This is a genomic window from Methylobacterium sp. J-026 (genome assembly GCF_022829585.1).
Lineage (GTDB): Bacteria > Pseudomonadota > Alphaproteobacteria > Rhizobiales > Beijerinckiaceae > Methylobacterium.
Window position 1 is genome coordinate 1 of record NZ_JAKSYC010000282.1, and the last position, 15687, is coordinate 15687.

A 15687-nucleotide genomic window follows, 5' to 3' on the forward strand; every position below is an offset into this window, starting at 1 on the left:
GCCGTGGGCAACGTCAAGCAGGCGGCCGGCAAGGCGACGGGCAACGACAAGCTCGTGGCCGAGGGCAAGGCGCAGGAGCTGAAGGGCGAGGCGCAGAAGACGGTGGGCGACGTCAAGGACGGCGCCAAGAGCCTGGCCGACAAGGTCACCGGCAAGCACTGAAGCCGCGACCGGGGGTGGCGCCGGCCGGCCCCACCCCCGAGCCCGGCCCCCGATGGCACCCATCCCAATCCAGGAGAGCAACATGAACCGCGACCAGATCCGTGGCGCGTCCCGGCACCTGAAGGGCCGGGCGCAGAGCGCGGTCGGCGGCCTGACCGGCGATCCGGCCCGTCAGGTGCGCGGCGCCGTGAACCAGGTCGCCGGCGGGGCGCAATACGCCTACGGCCGCGCCCGGGACCGCGCCGAGGACCTCGCCGAGGACGGGCGCCACCTGGCGGAGGCCGCGCGGAAGCGGGCCGACCACCTGATCGACGACGGGCGCGACCGCGCGCGCGACGTCCGCCGCCGCGGCGAGGCCTACGGCCGGCGGGCGATCCGCACCCTCGACGGCAACCGCACGAACACCCTGCTGGGCCTCGCCGCGCTCGCCTTCGCGGCCGGATGGCTCGTCCGACGCACCCGCTAACCAGGAAACCCCACCGATGCTGCGCAAGATCCTGACGGCCTTCGTCGTGCCGAAGATCATCGCCTATCTCGGACGCCGCTACGGCCGCGGCACCCGTTCGGGCCGAACCTCCTGAACGCCCCGCCGTCGGCACATCTGCCGACCGCCCTGCGCCGCGCGACGGCTTCCCCGCGGCGCGGCGCTTCTCAGGCCGCGATCACGGCCCTGACGATCCGGGATGGGGTACGAGTCCGGACGCACCCATGAGGCTTCCGGACCGTGCCGGCGCCTCCGCCGCGGGGCCGATCGTGCGGTGCCCGTTGGCCACTTGGCCCGCCATCAGCAGGGTCAGGGCGGCCAGCATAAGACCGGTGCCGCCGATGACCCCGCAGAACATCGGCAGGCCGGGTCCCCCGTGTCGGCCGTTTTGACTCGATAGCCGCTGCGTCACCTGCAGACCTCGCTGATCCACATGCGTGGATCCGAGGGAGCAACAGGCTCTCCCCGCGATAGGTCCGCTCCTGCGGCGCTATGGTGGTCCGTGGGATCCACCCACCCGACGACCGCTCGGCCATGTCGCCCCGAAAGCCGGATCCCAGCTTTCGGGACGACGCTGTCACCGCCGTGGGGCGGGCGACGTGACCTGTGACGTTACTTGCCGCTCGGCGCGGCGCCGCTGCCGGTCGCGCCATTGCCGGTCCCGCTGCCGGCGGGCGCGCCGGGGGTGCTGACGGGCGGGCCGCCGGCGGTGCCGGGCCCCGTGCCCCGGCTCATGGTGCCGGTGGACCCGGTGCTCATGCCCTTCTCGGAATTGCTCTTCACGGAGCCCGGATTGTTCATGTTGCCTTCGGCGCTGCCGCCTCCGGCCGCGGACTGGGCCAAGGCGGCACCCGAGACCGCAAGCGAGAGAACGGCAGCCAGGGTCAGCGTTTTCATCGGCATGATGGTTTCTCCGTGCGGATCGATGCGATCAGCTCAGGGGGAAACGTCATCATGACCGGTAATGTTCACATCAGGTCTCACGAACCCCGACCCGTGTTCTGGATTCGTGGGGTCATGGATCAGATGGACAGTGTCGGGCGCCCCGAAACCGGCCGATCATGCTGGCCCGACTAGGCGGGCAGAACCACCACCTTCGTCTTGACCGGCGTCCGCGCATAGAGATGGATCATGTCCTGGCTGAGCAGGCCGACGCAGCCGCTCGTGATGCCCGTGCCGATCGATTCGGCGTCGCTGCTGGCGTAGATCGTGTAGAGCGTATAGGCGCCATTCTGGTAGAGATGCAGGGTGCGGGCGCCGAGCGGGTTGTCGAGGCCCCCGGGCATGCCATGGGCGTATTTGGCGGCCTCGGGCTGGCGCCGGATCATCTCCTTGGGCGGGGTCCAGGTCGCCCATTCGGATTTGCGTCCGACATAGGCGTCCCCGTTCCACAGGAACCCGTCGCGGCCGACATTGGCGCCGTACCGGGTGGCGGACCCGTCACCCTCGACGCGATACACATAGAAGTTGGCGGGATCGACGATGATCGTGCCGGCCGTCTCCTTGGTCTCGTAGCGGACCGTCCGGCGATAGTATTTCGGATCGATCTTGCTGACATCGACCGCGGGAATCGGGAATTTCTCGTCCGGCATCGGCCCGTAGACCTTCGCGGCCTCGGCGAGGAGCAAGCCGTCGGAGGTTGCGCAACCGCCGAGCCCGAGGGTGCCGACACCGAGGGCGCCGACGCCGAGGGCCGAGCCGGCCAGGAAGGATCGGCGGCTGAGAAGCCGCGCCCCGAGGCGCCCGCTCCCGTCCCGCCCGGCCGCGCCGGCATTCCCAACGTCCATGCTCATGTCCGGACTTCCCTTGTCCTGCGGTGCGACGCGCGCGCGTCGGCCCGCGCTCCGCCTGCGGCTCGGCCGAGACTGCCGGACCCCGCCGGCAAGCTCGGCTTTTCAATGCCGAAAGCCGGGAGAATGCGTCGAGAGTATGACTCTTGGCGCCGGTCGATAAGTTTTGATCTGGTCGATGCCGGTATACGCCATGTCGAGACCGGCACGCCGCGCGCGGCGGACGGGGACCGGGCGGAACCGACGCGCCCGGGCGCGGTTTCCGAGCCGTGACCGCGCGGGCGCCGCGACCCGGTCACGGGGGCTGCTCCGCGCCCGTCCCACCGGAGGCGCCCTCCGCCGGATGGGGCCCAGCGCCATCCCCGCTCCCCTGACGCGTAGGCACCAGACCCGCCATGGCCGATGCCACGCTCCTCACCCGGATCAAGGATTTCTCCAGCCGCACCGACCCGTACCCGCTCTACGCGCGCCTGCGGCAGACCCCCGTCTCGCGCCAGGACGACCCCGGCCAGGGGGAGGGGGCTCCGGGCGGCGACGCGCCCGGCGTGTGGGTGGCCGCGAGCCACGCCGCCATCCTGCGCCTGCAGAACGATCCGCGCCTGAGCGTCGAGACCCAGCCGCCGACGCAGCGCCCCTCGACCGGCAACCCGGTCACCGACTACCTCGTCAACCCGATCAAGAACCGGATCACCGACCGGCACCAGCCGTTCCTGTTCCGGGACCCGCCCGCCCACGATGGCCTGCGCGCCGCCACCGTCCACCAGTTCACCCCCGCCCGCGTCCAGGCGATGCGCGCGCGCGCCGAGCGGCTGGTCGGCGAGATGCTCGACCGCAAGGTCGGCGCGCACGAGATCGACGTCATCGACGACCTCGCCTACCCGCTGCCCGTCGCCATCATCTGCGAATTGTTCGGCGTGCCGGAGGGGGACGAGGCCCGGTTCCGCGACTGGTCGAGCCAGCTCGCCACCGCGGTCGAGCCCGGTCTCGCCGTCAGCGAAGAGACGCGCATCGAGAACGCCCGGACCTTCGATGCCATCTCCGACTATCTCGGCGACCTCGTGGCCGAGAAGCGGCGCCGGCCGCGCGACGACCTGCTCTCGGGGCTGGCCAACCACGCCACGCCCGACGGCGACCGGATGGGCGAATTCGATCTGATCGCCACGGCGATCCTGATCCTCGTCGCCGGCCACGAGACCGCGGTGAACCTGATCGGCAACGCCTGGCTGACCCTGATGCGCCACCCGCGCGAGCTGGAGCGCCTGCGCGCCGACCCGGGCCGCGCGCCGCGCGTGGTCGAGGAGGTGATGCGCTACGATCCCCCGGTCCAGCTCGTCACCCGCAAGACCCTCAGCGCCATCGACATCGCCGGCACCACGATCCCCGAGGGGGAGGCCCTGGTCCTGATGCTCGCCGCCGGCAACCGCGATCCGGCCGCGTTCCCCGATCCGGATCGGTTCGATCCGGACCGCACCGGCACCCGCCATCTCGGCTTCGGCGGGGGCTTGCATTACTGCGTCGGCGCCCCGCTCGGCCGGTTCGAGGCGGAGGCCGCGCTCACGGCCCTCGCGCGCCGCCTGGAGGCGCCGCGCCTGATCGCGGATCCGCCGCCCTACCGGCGCCCGGCGACCCTGCGCGGGCCGGAGCATCTGCGGGTGGCGGTGGAGGCCATCCGGTAGCGCGTGTCTCCGGCTGGCCGGGGCGCCGCCTTCAGCGCAGCGTCGGCGATTCGCCGGGATTCAGGTGCCGGTCCTCGCCCTCGGGACCGCCCAGCGCGACGTGGCTGCTCAGCCGTTCCAGATGCGCGAAGACATGCGCGAAGGCGTCGGTCACGGCGCGCTCGAACGCGCCGTCTCCCTGCCCGTGAGCGGCTCGGAGCGCGCTCAGCAGGGCATGGTGCTGTTCGGTATCGCTCGACATGGTGGACCTCGCTGCCGGCCGGAGCGCCGGCCCGTCTAGGCAAGTGCCGCTGTCTGTCCTGGTTCCTGGCCGCGTCTCCGACGCAGGGATGCCGCGCGGCGGGGGGGGGCGCCGGAACGCGTCGCGGTGGTCAGGCGCGAGGGCAAGCTGCCGCTCCGGAAAGCCTAAGCCTGTGCGACCATCGATCGGGGGGAGGTCACAACCGACGCGATCCGGATCGACGCAACGTTTTGGAGAGAGTTGTCACGAGCCGACCGGACGCCGCACCCGGCATACACGGCTCTGTTTGTGAATGGCGCGCCAGTCCGAACAAAAATGCGAACACCTATGTCATTGAGGTAGCGAGATTATTTTTGAGATCCGGCTGCTACCCGGCACGCCACTGTCGGCGGTAGATCTCATTTAGCCGCAACGCACCCTCCGAAACCGGACGTTCCGCTATGCGCCCATCTCGGTCGTGCAAGTGACTGCAGCGCCATCCCAGGAGCGGAAATTCCGCGCCGAGCCAGCCCGGATTGTCAGCCCGTGAGCACTGGTCCTGAGGCGGTCAGATCAATCGGACTCTAGGGCCCTCCTTCCTGGGTTGCACCCCCGCCCCATTCCTGCAAGCGCACTGCGCCAGGTTCAGTGTGCGTTCCGGGTCATTGCGGTTTTGGCGGCCGCATCCCTCCCGACCGCGAGGCCGAGATTGGCGGCGCAGCGCGTCATCACCGCGTGCCTTTCGATGTCCTTCGCGCTGTAGGAGGCCCGCGCGAAACCGGGATCCGTGCGGCTGCACCGGGCGAGGTCGTCGAACAGCGCCTCCACTCGGCCGCTCTGCGCACGCGCCGCCGCACCGATCGCCGATACCGTGTCCATCCTGCCGCTCCCGGTGCGCGGGTCTGGAGCGGACCGCGACGGCGCCACCCTGCCACTATCGTGCCGCCCCGCCGGAACGATCCTTGCCACCGACGAGGGCCGGGCTCGCACCGAGGCGCAGGGGAGACAACCGGGATGGTGGACACGCAGTCGAAGGTCAGGCTCGGAATGCTGACGCCATCCTCGAACAGCGTCCTCGAGCCGATGACGGCACGCATGCTGGTCGGGCAACCCGGGATCACCGCCCATTTCGCGCGCCTGCGGGTGACGCAGATCGGGCTGTCGTCGGCCGCACTCGATCAGTTCGATCAGGCACCGATGCTGGCCGCCTCGGAGCTGCTGGCCGATGCCCGCGTCGCCGCGATCCTGTGGAACGGCACGGCGGGCGCCTGGCTCGGCTTTGCGAGCGATGCGGCTCTGTCCGAGGCGATCACGCGGCAGACCGGCGTGCCGGCCTCTACCTCAGCGCTCGCCTTCCGCGACTTGTTCCGCAAGCGCGGGATCACGCGTGTCGGGCTGGTGACCCCCTATACGGGCGACGTCCAGGCACAGATCCAAACAAACTGGCAGGCCAACGGGCTCGACTGCTCGGCCGAGCGGCACCTTGGCCTGTCGGAGAATTTTGCCTTCGCGGAGGCCGACGAGGCCGAGATCGCCGGCATGGTCCGCGCCGTGGCGGGCGAGGGCGCTGAGGCGGCCGCCATCGTTTGCACCAACCTCGCAGGCGCAGCCATCGCGCCCGCCCTGGAGGCAGAACTCGGGATCCCGGTCTACGATTCCGTGGCCGTCAGCCTGTGGAAGGCGATGGACCTCGCTAGGCTCGAGACCGCGGCGATCACCGGCTGGGGCAGCCTGTTCGCGCCGCACTGAGCGGCGTCGTTCAGCCGTCGTCCACGTCGCCCCGCTCGATCCAGCGCCGCAGCGCCGGTGCCAGCCCGGTGGCGGGCTTGGCCGGAGGCCGGGCGAAGCGGCCCGCACGCGGCGGTCGCGCCCCGAGCCGGACCAGGGCCTGCGCCTGACCGAGGGCGGCCGCCAGCGGATCGATCAGCGGCACCGGAACCGCATCGCCGATCCGCGCAGCGAGGCCGGTGAGCGGGGCGCCGGCCAAGATCACCGCGTCGGCCCCATCCTCGGTGACGGCCCGGTTGGCCAGGGCGACGATCTCGGCCGCCAGCTCGTGCTGCACCTCCGTAACCGAGCGGAAGCCGGCCGAGACCGCCCGGACGCAGGCGCAGCGGGCCGACAGGCCGGCGAGGGCAACCGCATCCTCGTACCAGGGCAGCAGCGTGACCGAGAAGGTCACGATGCCGAACCGTTGGCCGAGCTGGCAGGCGGTGAGCATCGCCGCCTCCGCCATGCCGACCACCGGCAGGTCGAACAGCTCCCGTGCCGCCATTAGGCCGGGGTCGCCGAAGGCCGCGATCACGGCAGCGTCGTAGCCGGCGTGATGCTCCGCGAGAGTCTCCAGCACCGCGGCCCCCGCGAGCTGCGCCTCCGCGCGGCTCGCGATGTAGGGCAGCCCCCGCGCGGCCGTGATCGCAGTGAGCGCCGCGTCGGGGGCGAGCGATGCCGCCGCGGCGGCCTCCATCCGCGCCGTCATGGCGGCCGAGGTGTTCGGGTTGAGGAGGAGGAGCCGCACGCCGTCAGACACGCGAGCTCGGGCTGTAGAACGGCTCGTGCCGCGACGGGTCGATGTAGTCCGCGTAGAAGCGTTTCGCGTGCGGCAGCAGAGCCTTAGAGAGCTGGCGCCGCTCGACCTCGTCGTCCGAGAGCGCCCGCGACAGGTCGTCATGGAGGGCCTTCAGGGCGGCGTCGCGATCGACCCGGGTGAAGCGCCCGTCGGCGTAGAGCACCTCGCCCTCGCACAGCACCGTGGTGACGCCGCCGGTCTTGGCCCGCTGGATCACCGCGTCGAGGAGCGGCGTCTCCGGGTCGAGGTAGGGATAGGCGATCTGGTCCCAGTCGATCAGGACGAGGTCGGCGCCTTTGCCGACCTCGATCGTGCCCAGGCCGTCGCCGTAGGGGGTGGTGCGGGCGCCGCCGACGGTCGCCATGCGCAGCACCTGGGCCATGCTCGGCACACCGGCCTCGTCCATGCCGGGCACCCGGTGGGCGCGCAGCACGAGGCGCATCTCCTGGAGCATGTCGCGGTCGTCGTTGATGCCGGCCTCATCGAGGCCGATCGCCGTGTTGATCCCCTTGGCCTCGAAGCGGTTGAGCGCCGCTACGCCGGAGCGCAGCCGGAAGTTCGACGAGCAATTGTGGCAGATGCAGGTGCCGGTCGCGGCGACCCGGTCGATGTCGGACTCGTTGAGCCAGACGCCGTGGCCCAGTGTCAGGCGGGGCCCGAGCATGCCGAACCGGTCGAGATATTCGAGCGCGGTGCCGCCCCCGCGCTTCTCCGCATAGGCCTTCTGGTAAGCCGTCTCGACGAGATGCATGTGCATCGGCACGTCGTAGGCTTCGGATAGACCTGCCAAGCCTTCGAGGGCCGCGTCGGAGCACCAGTGGAGGTTGGCGGGGGCGAGCTGGATCTTCGCACGCGAGGCGCTCTCCTGGCCGGCATGCAGGCTGCGAAACAGGGAGAAATTGTCCTCCAGGGACATCTGGAAACGCTCGAACCAGCGCTTCATCGGGTCTTGCAGCGGCGCCGGCAGGCTCGCCACGAAATCCATGTCGGCCTGGTAGACGAGGCGGTTCTGGTCGCGCACCGCGAAGCAGTACGAGACCCGCATGCCGATGTCGCGATAGGCGCGCAGCACCTCGTTGGACCGCGCCTCGACCTCCTCCAGGCTGCCGGGCATCCAGCCATGGATGTGCTGGACCGTGGTGATCCCGGAGCCCACCATCTCAAAGGCCGAGTACAGGGTGTCGAGGTAGAGGTTCAGGTTGCGCGCCACCATGCGGGTGACGAACCACAGCTCCAGGGGCATGTCGGGGGAGCCGAGCTGCACCGGCGTCAGGCCGACATGGTGGTGGCCGTTGACGAAGCCCGGCAGCAGGATCTCGCGGCCGGAGCCGATCACGGGGGCGTCGGGGTAGCGCGCGTGCAGGTCCGCGTAGGTGCCGACCGCCTCGATCACGCCGTCCTTCTGCAGCACCGCCCCGTCGGCGATCTCCTCCCAGCAATCGTGGTCGAGGGTGCGGGTGATCATCCGCCGGCTGCGGATCAGCGATGTGGCCATGGTCGGGTCCGTCTCGATCGGAAATAGGGTCAGACGAGCGCTTCCTGCTCGGCGAAGGCCCGGTCGACCTCGTCGCGCAGGTGCTCGGTGAGATGCCGGCGCATCGCCTCGGCCTCGGGGGAGAACGGGTCGCGCGGGCGGGGCAGATCGTTGCGGACGATCGTCTTGATCCGCCCGGGGCGGGCGGTGAACACCACCACCCGGTCGGCGAGCGCCACCGCCTCGTCGATGTGGTGGGTCACGAACAGCACCGAGGCGCCGCTGTCGCGCCAGACGTCGAGCAGGAAGTCCTGCATCTTCTGGCGGGTCTGGACGTCGAGCGCCGCGAAGGGCTCGTCCATCAGCAGCACCTTCGGGCGCATGGCCAGCGCCCGCGCCACCGCCACACGCTGGCGCATGCCGCCCGACAATTCATCCGGCCGCTTGTCGAAGGCCTCGGCGAGGCCGACCCGCTGGAGCGCCGCACGGGCGACGCTGCGGCGCTCGGCCTCCGGCACGCCCTTCAGCGACAGGCCGAAGCTGACATTCTGCCAGACGCTGAGCCAGGGCAGCAGCGAGGTCTCCTGGAAGATCAGGCTGCGCTCGGGGGAGGGGCCTGTGACCGGCGCGCCGAAGGCCAGGAGCTCGCCCCCGGAGGCGGGTTCGAGCCCGGCGATCAGGTAGAGCAGCGTGCTCTTCCCGCAGCCCGAGGGTCCGAGGAACACCACGAACTCTCCGGGCCGCACGGTCAGGTCGATGTCGCGCAGGGCCTCGTGGGCACGGGCGGTGCCGGCCGCCCAGACCTTGGCGACGCTGCGGCAGGCGACGGCGTCGACGGACGCGACGTCAGAGCCCAAGGGAGGACCCCGCGTCGCGCGGCAGCCAGTAGAGCATCCGCCGCTGGACCACCCGGAACAGCAGGTCGAAGGCGAAGCCGAGCAGGCCGATCAGCGTGATGGTGAAGAACACGAGCGACGGGTTGAAGGTGTTGCGGGCTAGCATGATCACTTGGCCCAGCCCGTAGCCGACGCCGGTCGCCTCGGCGACGAGCACCACCATCCAGGCCCCGAACAGGTTAAGGCGCAGCACCGCCAGCAGCCCCGGCAGGATCGCAGGCACGATCACCCGCGCGTAGATCTGACGCTTCGACGCCCCCATGGTCCGGGCGACGTTGATGTAGTTCCGGTTGACCCCGTCGATCTGGTGGATGGTCGACAGGACCATCGTGAAGAACAGGGCGATGAACACCATGAAGATCGCCGGGGCGTTGCCGATTCCGAACATGAAGATCGCCACCGGCAGCCACGCGATCGGCGAGACCGGCGCCAGCAGCGTGATGGTCGGCAGGGTCAGGCGCTCGAACAGGACGACGTAGCGGATCGCCACACCGACCAGGATTGACAGGGTCGCGGCCAGGAACAGGCCCGCCAGCACCCGGCCCGTGGAGGCGAGCACCGTGATCAGGACCGCCATGGCGGGGCTCGGGCCGGCGTTCATGCCGGTGCCGATCTGCCAGCGCTGGGCGGTGTTAAAGAAGCGCGCCTGCTCGACGAGGTTGCCGAGGAAGATGTGCGGCGGCGGCAGCAGCTTGGCGTCGGCGATGCCGAACGCCCAGAGCAGCTCCCACAGGCCGGCGAAGCAGCCAACCGAGACCAGCATCCAGCCGGTCCGCTGCAGGAGCGGGACGAAGCCCTCGGGCAGCGCGAGGCGCTGACCGAACGGGAGGCGCGGCCGGACCTGCGGGACGGCGGCGCGGGCGAGATCCACGGCCATCCGCTCAGGCCGATTTCAGCTTGAGCTTGCCGTAGAGATCCGGGTTCTCGGCGATGACCTGCTCCAACAGGGTCCAGTCGATCGCGTCGCGGCCAGGCTTCTTCTTGATGTAGCCCATCTCGGCGACGGAATCGGTCCGGTCGAGGATGAACTGCGTCTGGTTGCGGGCGTCCACCACCGAGGGCTGCCGGCCCATGGCGAGCTGAGCGTTGCTCATGGAGGTCTTGTAGTAGGAGCCGACGAGCGTGTTCAGGGCGGACTGGGGATCGCTCTCGGCCAGGGCCTGGGCCGTCATCATGCCCTTGATCAGGGCTTTGACGGCGCCGGGATTCTTGGCGATCAGCTCGTCACGCACGGCGAGCACGCAATCGGTGTAGCCCTTGCCGTAGATGTCGGTGCCGTCGGAGAGCTTGACCGCGCCCTTCACGTCGGTGAGGAGCGCCGTGCCGTAGGGCTCGATCGTCGAGATGATGTCCAGGGCACCGGCGCGGAACGCCTCCACGGCCTCCGGGGTCGAGCCCATGTAGCGGACCGTGATGTCCTTGAAGGCGACGCCGTTCTTCTTCAGCCAGTCGTAGGGCAGCACCTCCAGCGTATCGAGTTGGAAGGTGCCGAGCGTCTTGCCCTTGAGCTTCCCCGGGCTGTCGAGGCCGGGCTGGGCCACGAGCACGCAGCCCTCGATGCCGCCGCCGGCCACTATCTTGACCGGGGCGCCGGCGTCGTAGAGCGCCATGAAGCTCGTATAGGGCATCACGCCGGCATCGACTTGGCCCATGCCGAGGAAGGTGACCTGATCCGAGAAGGTCGGCGTGTTGACGAAGTCGATGGTGAGGCCGTCATCCTTGGCAAGCTGCATCGCCTCGGCGAGGAAGAAGTTGAGGTTGCAGAAGCCGGTCCCGTGCGTCGCCCGGATGCCGGTGGCCGCCGAGGCCGGGCTGCTCAGGCCTGGGCCCAACGCCAGGGTGAGCGCCGCGCCGGTGCCGCCGAGGAAGCGCCTGCGGCTGGGCTTGAACCGCGAGAAGTCTGGGACGCGATAATCGCCGTGGCGGTCGCACATATCGACTCTCCTCAGAGGGCGGATCGCACGACCCGCCGGATTACGTGCCGATGGTGAAACGGAGGGATCGGAACTCGGGACAGGCTCTAGGCAGTCGCGGAGATCCGGTCGCCCGGCACCTCACCACATCGACGGCACGCCAACCTTTAGCTGCCGCCGGAGCGACGCTGCGCTGGCAAATGAGAACCAAGAAGCGTGCCAAATGTGGGGATCGACCGTATTGGCCGCGCTTGACCTGTCCGCCTCACGGAGCTCGTAGTCAGCAGGCTCGCCGGGGACACCCCGCTTCTCGCGGGGCTGTCGACATCACGCGACGTAGCCCGGTCGCTTGCTGGCGCCGATAGCGAGGGTCGAGCGCCCGCAAGCTGTCCTTTCGGGCATCCGGAAGAGGCGCTATCGAACCGTCGGCTTTTCAGGCTAACCTTCTCCGAAGCGGATTGGCGGCTTTCGGCCAGTTTCGGTCTTGCCAGTAGGCTCGGCGGGATGACTGGGGTGGGTAGTTTGCTGCCGGTCTGCTTTTGGGAAACCAGACGTTGGCTCGGATCGCGGTGGGTATCGTCTATCCCCGGTGCAGGGATGACGCTTGCCATGGTCGGACCTTCGTCGAACGCAACGGGCGGAGGGCGCCGCTCCTCTACGAACCCGCTGAAGTCGGGAACGCTTCACGCGGCATCGTGACCGTCGCGCGCAACCCTCCGTTTGGGCGATTCGCCAACGTGATGTCACCGCCATGGGCCCTGATCGCGGAACGAGCGATGGCGAGCCCAAGACCAGTACCGCCCGTTTCGTCGCTGCGCGACGCGTCGAGCCGGGCGAAGGGGGCGAACATGTCCTCGATACGGTCCGGCGGTATGCCGGGGCCGTCGTCGTCTACGAGGATGCAGACCTCCGTGTCGTGGTCCTCGAGGGTGATCCGAGCCCGGCCGCCATAGCGCACGGCGTTCTCTGCCAGATTGTCGAGGGCACGTCGCAGCACCGGCTCGCGTCCGTGGAACGGAAGTGACGGCGGCGCATCCACCACGACATCCCGGCCGAGCACGCGGTGGTCGTCGGCCAGGGTCCGCGCGACGGCACCGAGGTCAAGGCGGCTGCCGCGTCCCTCGGAGGCGTCCTCCCGCGCGAAGGCGAGCGTAATCTCCACCGTCCGCTGCATGGTGGTAAGCGTCCGCACCATCGCCTCGCGCAACGCGGTATCCTCAACCATCTCTGCCCTGAGCCACAGGGACGCGATGGGCGTGCGCAGGTCGTGACTGATCGCCGCCAGCATTCGCGTCCGGTCCGCGACGAACGCCCGCGAGCGAGCCTGCATCAGGTTGAACGCCGCCGTCATCGTCCGCAGTTCGCTGGGGCCGCGCTCGGGCAGGGGTTCGAAAGCGGCGCCGCGACCGGCCATCTCGGCGGCCTTCGCGAGGCTCGTCACCGGCCCAACGATCCCGCGCCTAGCGACAGAGACGACGCCGAGCACCGCGACGACGCTCGCCAGGATCTGGATGAGCCCGACACGCATCCACGGTGGGGTCCGCAGCGCGAGCGGAGCCTCCGCATTGAGCCAGCGTCCGTCATCGAGCCTGACGGAAACGCGCAGGGCCTGGGGCCTGTCGGCGATACGATCGGAGGCCGCCTCTCCTGTGATGTCCCGCTCGACGAGAGCGATCCGGGCTTGGCCGGCGTCGTCCTTCAGACGCCGGTCGATCCGTCGTGCAAGCCGCAACTCGTCCGCCCCCATCGCACCTTCCGGCACGAGGCTCCCGGCATCGATGGTGAAGCGGTGACGGGGGGAACCGTACGCCGCGATGACGCTCGGGACGGTATCGGCCCGGATCGTGTCGAGCAGGCGCACCAGCGTGGCGATCCGGTCGACAACCTGGGTCCTGGCCACGGCGTGACCGATCTGGGACGACTCGTGCGTGAACATCGCGAAGGCCACGGCCTGAGCACCGACGACCGCGAGCACGAGCAGGAGCGCCAGCCGACCGCCCAGCGAGTGCGGCGTTAGCCTCACGGTACCGTCCTCACCTCGGCGGCCAGGACATAGCCGCCGCCCCAGACCGTCTTGAGCAGGGCGGGGTTCGTCGGATCGCGCTCCAGTTTGCGCCGGAGGCGGCTGACCTGATTGTCTATGCTGCGGTCGAACGCGTCCGCGGTCCGGCCGCTCGTCAGGTCGAGGAGTTGGTCGCGCGTGAGGACGATCCGCGGATGGCTCGCCAGGACCGTGAGCAGCCGGAATTCCGCGGTGCTGAGCGCCACTGAGGTGCCGGCCTCGTCGACGAGCTCGCGCCGGTCGGTGTCCAGCGTCCACCGGTCGAACGCGGGCTTGCGCCCGTCGGCTGTGTCACGAGTACGGGGTAGCGCGCGGGTACGCCGGAGGAGGTTCTTGATGCGGGCGAGGAGCTCGCGCGGATCGAACGGCTTCGTGACGTAGTCGTCCGCCCCGATCTCCAGGCCAACGATCCGGTCGGTCTGCTCGGCCAGCGCGGTCAGAAGGATCACCGGCGTATCGCGGGCCTCGCGGATGTGGCGGCACAACGAAAGCCCGTCCTCGCCCGGCATCATCACGTCGAGGACGACGAGGTCGATAGCGCTCGTCACGAGGACGGAACGGGCGGCCGCCGCATCGGCCGCGACACTGACCCGAATGTCATGGCGCTTCAGGTAGGCCGCGAGCGGATCGCGGATATCGCGGTGGTCGTCGACAACCAAAACGTGCGCGTCGTCCATGTCCCTTCCTCCCGAGCACGGGATGTAACGCCCCGGGCCGCCCGCAGCGTCGAAAAGATGTCGCGAATTGTATCGGTCAGCTCGGATCCGCGACCGCCTGCGACACATCTGAGCCATCCCGGCAAACGCCTGCGACAGGTGGATGAGATGGTCTGTCCATCGCAACCGACCATCGGAGGACGAGACGATGACGACGCGAACGGTGCTGAGGCGCCTTATGTCGGCAACGCTGCTGTTGGCTGGACTTGCTGCTCCCCTGGCGACCGCAGGCGTAGCCGAAGCCCGCGACGGCTGCGGCCTCGGGTTCCACCGCGGGTTCTACGGCGTTTGCCGTCCTAACCTCGGGCCGAGACCATTCTACGCCCCTTATGCCTACCGGCCGGCCTTCTACGGTCCGCGTCGCTTCGGCTGGGGCGGCCCTCGCTGGCACCGCTGGGGCGGATACCGCCACGTCGGATGGCGTGGGGGATGGCGCGGCGGTTGGCATCGCCACTGGTGACGGGAGTTTTCGGCGGTCCGACGCTCGGTGACGTGGCGTTCAGCCCGTCATCGAGGTCCTTCATCTATGAGAGGTCCACGCATGACCAAGAGAACCGTTTCCCTGACGCTTGCGGTGTTCCTCGCAACCACGGGCGCCTACGCCCAGGCACTCTCGAACGCGCCTTCGCCATCTGGTGACCATGCGGCCGCCGGCGTCGATTTGGCCACTTTTCAGGCGAGACACCTGAAGCGGCTGATGCGGGCCGACGCCGATCACGACGGCCGGATCAGCAGGGCGGAGTGGACGGCATGGTGGGAGGCACATCCCGGAAAGGGGCCATCCGACCCGGCAGGCCGATTTCGGGCCATCGATGCGGACGGCAACGGCTTCCTCACTGCACAGGAGGTCGATGCGGTGTCCACCAAGCGCTTCGCCCGGCTCGACGTCGACCATGACGGGCATGTCAGCCGAGCCGAGCGTCCCTGCCGCGTCAAGTAATCCGAGCTGTGCCTAGCCCGGTCCGGCGACGTCTACAGCGGCAACCCGGTCGAAACGGCTTGCTCACTTAGAAAGGTATCAAAATGAGGATCACTAATTTGATCGTCGCCGCGGCTACGTCCATGCTCATCGCCGGCCAAGCCCAGGCGCTGCCGATGGCGGCCCCCGGGTTGGGCCCTGATGCGCCCATCGTCCAGGTTCGCGGCGGTTGCGGCTTCGGCGCCCATCGCGGAGGCTTCGGCGGCTGCAGGCTCAATCGAGGACCGCGGGGCGCCATGCGGGCGATGACGGGGGCTCCGCGTGGTAGCCCGCCCGGGCTCTATCGAGGCCCCGCCGGCCGTTGCCATCGCTGAGGCGCGGCTTGTTCGACGTCCGAACAATGTTTGGATAAATGGAGATCTTCCCGGGCGGGGTTTGATCCGTCCGGGGGGGCTCGCACGACCACTGGCATCCCTGCAACTAGACGCCGCGGTTTCAGCGGCTTCGCCCGGCAGGCGCGCTATGCCTCGACGGCGCTGACTCGTGCTGGTCGGCCTCTGCACTGGTTGGCTCGGCTGGCAGGGTATCCTACGGGGGCATACTGAGCATGCCGTTTCGCTGGGTTAGGCGCATGGACGATGACAGTCCGGCCTTTACTCGGCTTACGTCCGCTTACGGGTTAAGTCAGAGAAATGCGGGGCGACCGTGTTGGGTCGCCAGCGGAACGTCCGCATCTGCCTTCCGTCTCCAGAGCCTCGGTTCGGGTGTCTTCTCGCCTAGCCGGCATGGGCCGGCAAGGAGACAGA

18 protein-coding genes are annotated in these 15687 nt (G+C 69.4%); 7 read left to right on the forward strand and 11 right to left on the reverse strand.

The genetic code is table 11. From position 1 onward, the window contains the following. Both MKK69_RS23975 and MKK69_RS23980 read left to right on the forward strand, forming a co-directional pair. Positions 1-162: CsbD family protein (locus tag MKK69_RS23975; RefSeq protein ID WP_243972089.1), on the forward strand; the 162-nt coding region annotated here is incomplete at its 5' end. 82 nt (positions 163-244) lie between these two features. Further along, positions 245-628 (forward strand): CsbD family protein, encoded by a 384-nt coding sequence (locus tag MKK69_RS23980; protein ID WP_243972033.1) that lies wholly within the window; start codon positions 245-247, stop codon positions 626-628. Between the two features lie 630 nt (positions 629-1258). Here MKK69_RS23980 and MKK69_RS23985 read toward each other — a convergent pair. Both MKK69_RS23985 and MKK69_RS23990 read right to left on the reverse strand, forming a co-directional pair. After that, a complete protein-coding gene (locus MKK69_RS23985) occupies positions 1259-1549 on the reverse strand; it encodes a hypothetical protein (RefSeq protein ID WP_243972035.1) in 291 nt (96 codons plus the stop codon). Between the two features lie 170 nt (positions 1550-1719). Further along, a complete protein-coding gene (locus tag MKK69_RS23990; RefSeq protein WP_409564870.1) occupies positions 1720-2433 on the reverse strand; it encodes a L,D-transpeptidase in 714 nt (237 codons plus the stop codon). A 398-nt stretch (positions 2434-2831) separates the two neighbouring features. Here MKK69_RS23990 and MKK69_RS23995 point away from each other — a divergent pair, with 398 nt between their 5' ends. Further along, positions 2832-4112: a cytochrome P450 gene (locus MKK69_RS23995; protein WP_243972039.1), complete on the forward strand. Its 1281-nt coding sequence runs from the start codon at positions 2832-2834 to the stop codon at positions 4110-4112. Positions 4113-4143: 31 nt separating this feature from the next. Here MKK69_RS23995 and MKK69_RS24000 read toward each other — a convergent pair whose 3' ends face one another. Then, on the reverse strand, positions 4144-4353 hold the full coding sequence (locus MKK69_RS24000) for a hypothetical protein (RefSeq protein ID WP_243972041.1): 210 nt from the start codon (positions 4351-4353) through the stop codon (positions 4144-4146). Positions 4354-4977: 624 nt separating this feature from the next. Then, complete coding sequence (locus tag MKK69_RS24005; protein ID WP_243972042.1) at positions 4978-5211, reverse strand: hypothetical protein; 234 nt, start codon at positions 5209-5211, stop codon at positions 4978-4980. Between the two features lie 135 nt (positions 5212-5346). On the opposite strand from MKK69_RS24005, the gene MKK69_RS24010 reads away from it, so the two are divergent. Further along, positions 5347-6081, forward strand: coding sequence for an aspartate/glutamate racemase family protein (locus MKK69_RS24010; RefSeq protein WP_243972045.1), 735 nt, complete (start codon positions 5347-5349; stop codon positions 6079-6081). Between the two features lie 10 nt (positions 6082-6091). Here the strand turns inward: MKK69_RS24010 and MKK69_RS24015 are convergent, their stop codons facing one another. The 7 genes from MKK69_RS24015 to MKK69_RS24045 form a co-directional block, all read right to left on the reverse strand. After that, a complete protein-coding gene (locus MKK69_RS24015; RefSeq protein WP_243972091.1) occupies positions 6092-6850 on the reverse strand; it encodes an aspartate/glutamate racemase family protein in 759 nt (252 codons plus the stop codon). Between the two features lie 4 nt (positions 6851-6854). Then, positions 6855-8396: an amidohydrolase family protein gene (locus tag MKK69_RS24020; RefSeq protein WP_243972047.1), complete on the reverse strand. Its 1542-nt coding sequence runs from the start codon at positions 8394-8396 to the stop codon at positions 6855-6857. A gap of 29 nt (positions 8397-8425) precedes the next feature. Beyond that, positions 8426-9232, reverse strand: coding sequence for an ABC transporter ATP-binding protein (locus MKK69_RS24025; protein ID WP_243972049.1), 807 nt, complete (start codon positions 9230-9232; stop codon positions 8426-8428). Next, positions 9222-10148: an ABC transporter permease gene (locus tag MKK69_RS24030; RefSeq protein WP_243972051.1), complete on the reverse strand. Its 927-nt coding sequence runs from the start codon at positions 10146-10148 to the stop codon at positions 9222-9224. The genes MKK69_RS24025 and MKK69_RS24030 overlap by 11 nt, the downstream gene beginning before the upstream one ends. Positions 10149-10152: 4 nt before the next feature. After that, positions 10153-11205: an ABC transporter substrate-binding protein gene (locus tag MKK69_RS24035; RefSeq protein WP_243972053.1), complete on the reverse strand. Its 1053-nt coding sequence runs from the start codon at positions 11203-11205 to the stop codon at positions 10153-10155. 634 nt (positions 11206-11839) lie between these two features. After that, positions 11840-13207, reverse strand: coding sequence for an ATP-binding protein (locus MKK69_RS31240; RefSeq protein WP_243972055.1), 1368 nt, complete (start codon positions 13205-13207; stop codon positions 11840-11842). Then, entirely contained in the window at positions 13204-13923 is a 720-nt protein-coding gene (locus tag MKK69_RS24045; RefSeq protein ID WP_243972057.1) for a response regulator, read from the reverse strand. Before MKK69_RS24045 ends, MKK69_RS31240 begins: the two co-directional genes overlap by 4 nt. Positions 13924-14110: 187 nt before the next feature. Here MKK69_RS24045 and MKK69_RS31410 point away from each other — a divergent pair, with 187 nt between their 5' ends. The 3 genes from MKK69_RS31410 to MKK69_RS31415 all read left to right on the forward strand — a co-directional run bounded on the left by MKK69_RS31410 (position 14111) and on the right by MKK69_RS31415 (position 15255). Then, positions 14111-14422, forward strand: coding sequence for a GCG_CRPN prefix-to-repeats domain-containing protein (locus tag MKK69_RS31410; RefSeq protein WP_409564868.1), 312 nt, complete (start codon positions 14111-14113; stop codon positions 14420-14422). 81 nt (positions 14423-14503) lie between these two features. Next, the gene (locus tag MKK69_RS24055) at positions 14504-14902 is read left to right on the forward strand and encodes an EF-hand domain-containing protein (RefSeq protein ID WP_243972059.1); all 399 of its coding nucleotides are present in this window, start codon (positions 14504-14506) and stop codon (positions 14900-14902) included. An 83-nt stretch (positions 14903-14985) separates the two neighbouring features. Further along, the gene (locus tag MKK69_RS31415) at positions 14986-15255 is read left to right on the forward strand and encodes a GCG_CRPN prefix-to-repeats domain-containing protein (protein ID WP_409564869.1); all 270 of its coding nucleotides are present in this window, start codon (positions 14986-14988) and stop codon (positions 15253-15255) included. Positions 15256-15687 lie beyond the last annotated feature (432 nt).

Coding starts and splice junctions, on each gene's coding strand:
- MKK69_RS23980 (WP_243972033.1), top strand. CDS start 245: ATGAACCGCGACCAGATCCGTGGCGCGTCCCGGCACCTGAAGGGCCGG.
- MKK69_RS23985 (WP_243972035.1), bottom strand. CDS start 1,549: ATGCCGATGAAAACGCTGACCCTGGCTGCCGTTCTCTCGCTTGCGGTC.
- MKK69_RS23990 (WP_409564870.1), bottom strand. CDS start 2,433: ATGGACGTTGGGAATGCCGGCGCGGCCGGGCGGGACGGGAGCGGGCGC.
- MKK69_RS23995 (WP_243972039.1), top strand. CDS start 2,832: ATGGCCGATGCCACGCTCCTCACCCGGATCAAGGATTTCTCCAGCCGC.
- MKK69_RS24000 (WP_243972041.1), bottom strand. CDS start 4,353: ATGTCGAGCGATACCGAACAGCACCATGCCCTGCTGAGCGCGCTCCGA.
- MKK69_RS24005 (WP_243972042.1), bottom strand. CDS start 5,211: ATGGACACGGTATCGGCGATCGGTGCGGCGGCGCGTGCGCAGAGCGGC.
- MKK69_RS24010 (WP_243972045.1), top strand. CDS start 5,347: ATGGTGGACACGCAGTCGAAGGTCAGGCTCGGAATGCTGACGCCATCC.
- MKK69_RS24020 (WP_243972047.1), bottom strand. CDS start 8,396: ATGGCCACATCGCTGATCCGCAGCCGGCGGATGATCACCCGCACCCTC.
- MKK69_RS24030 (WP_243972051.1), bottom strand. CDS start 10,148: ATGGCCGTGGATCTCGCCCGCGCCGCCGTCCCGCAGGTCCGGCCGCGC.
- MKK69_RS24035 (WP_243972053.1), bottom strand. CDS start 11,205: ATGTGCGACCGCCACGGCGATTATCGCGTCCCAGACTTCTCGCGGTTC.
- MKK69_RS24045 (WP_243972057.1), bottom strand. CDS start 13,923: ATGGACGACGCGCACGTTTTGGTTGTCGACGACCACCGCGATATCCGC.
- MKK69_RS31410 (WP_409564868.1), top strand. CDS start 14,111: ATGACGACGCGAACGGTGCTGAGGCGCCTTATGTCGGCAACGCTGCTG.
- MKK69_RS24055 (WP_243972059.1), top strand. CDS start 14,504: ATGACCAAGAGAACCGTTTCCCTGACGCTTGCGGTGTTCCTCGCAACC.
- MKK69_RS31415 (WP_409564869.1), top strand. CDS start 14,986: ATGAGGATCACTAATTTGATCGTCGCCGCGGCTACGTCCATGCTCATC.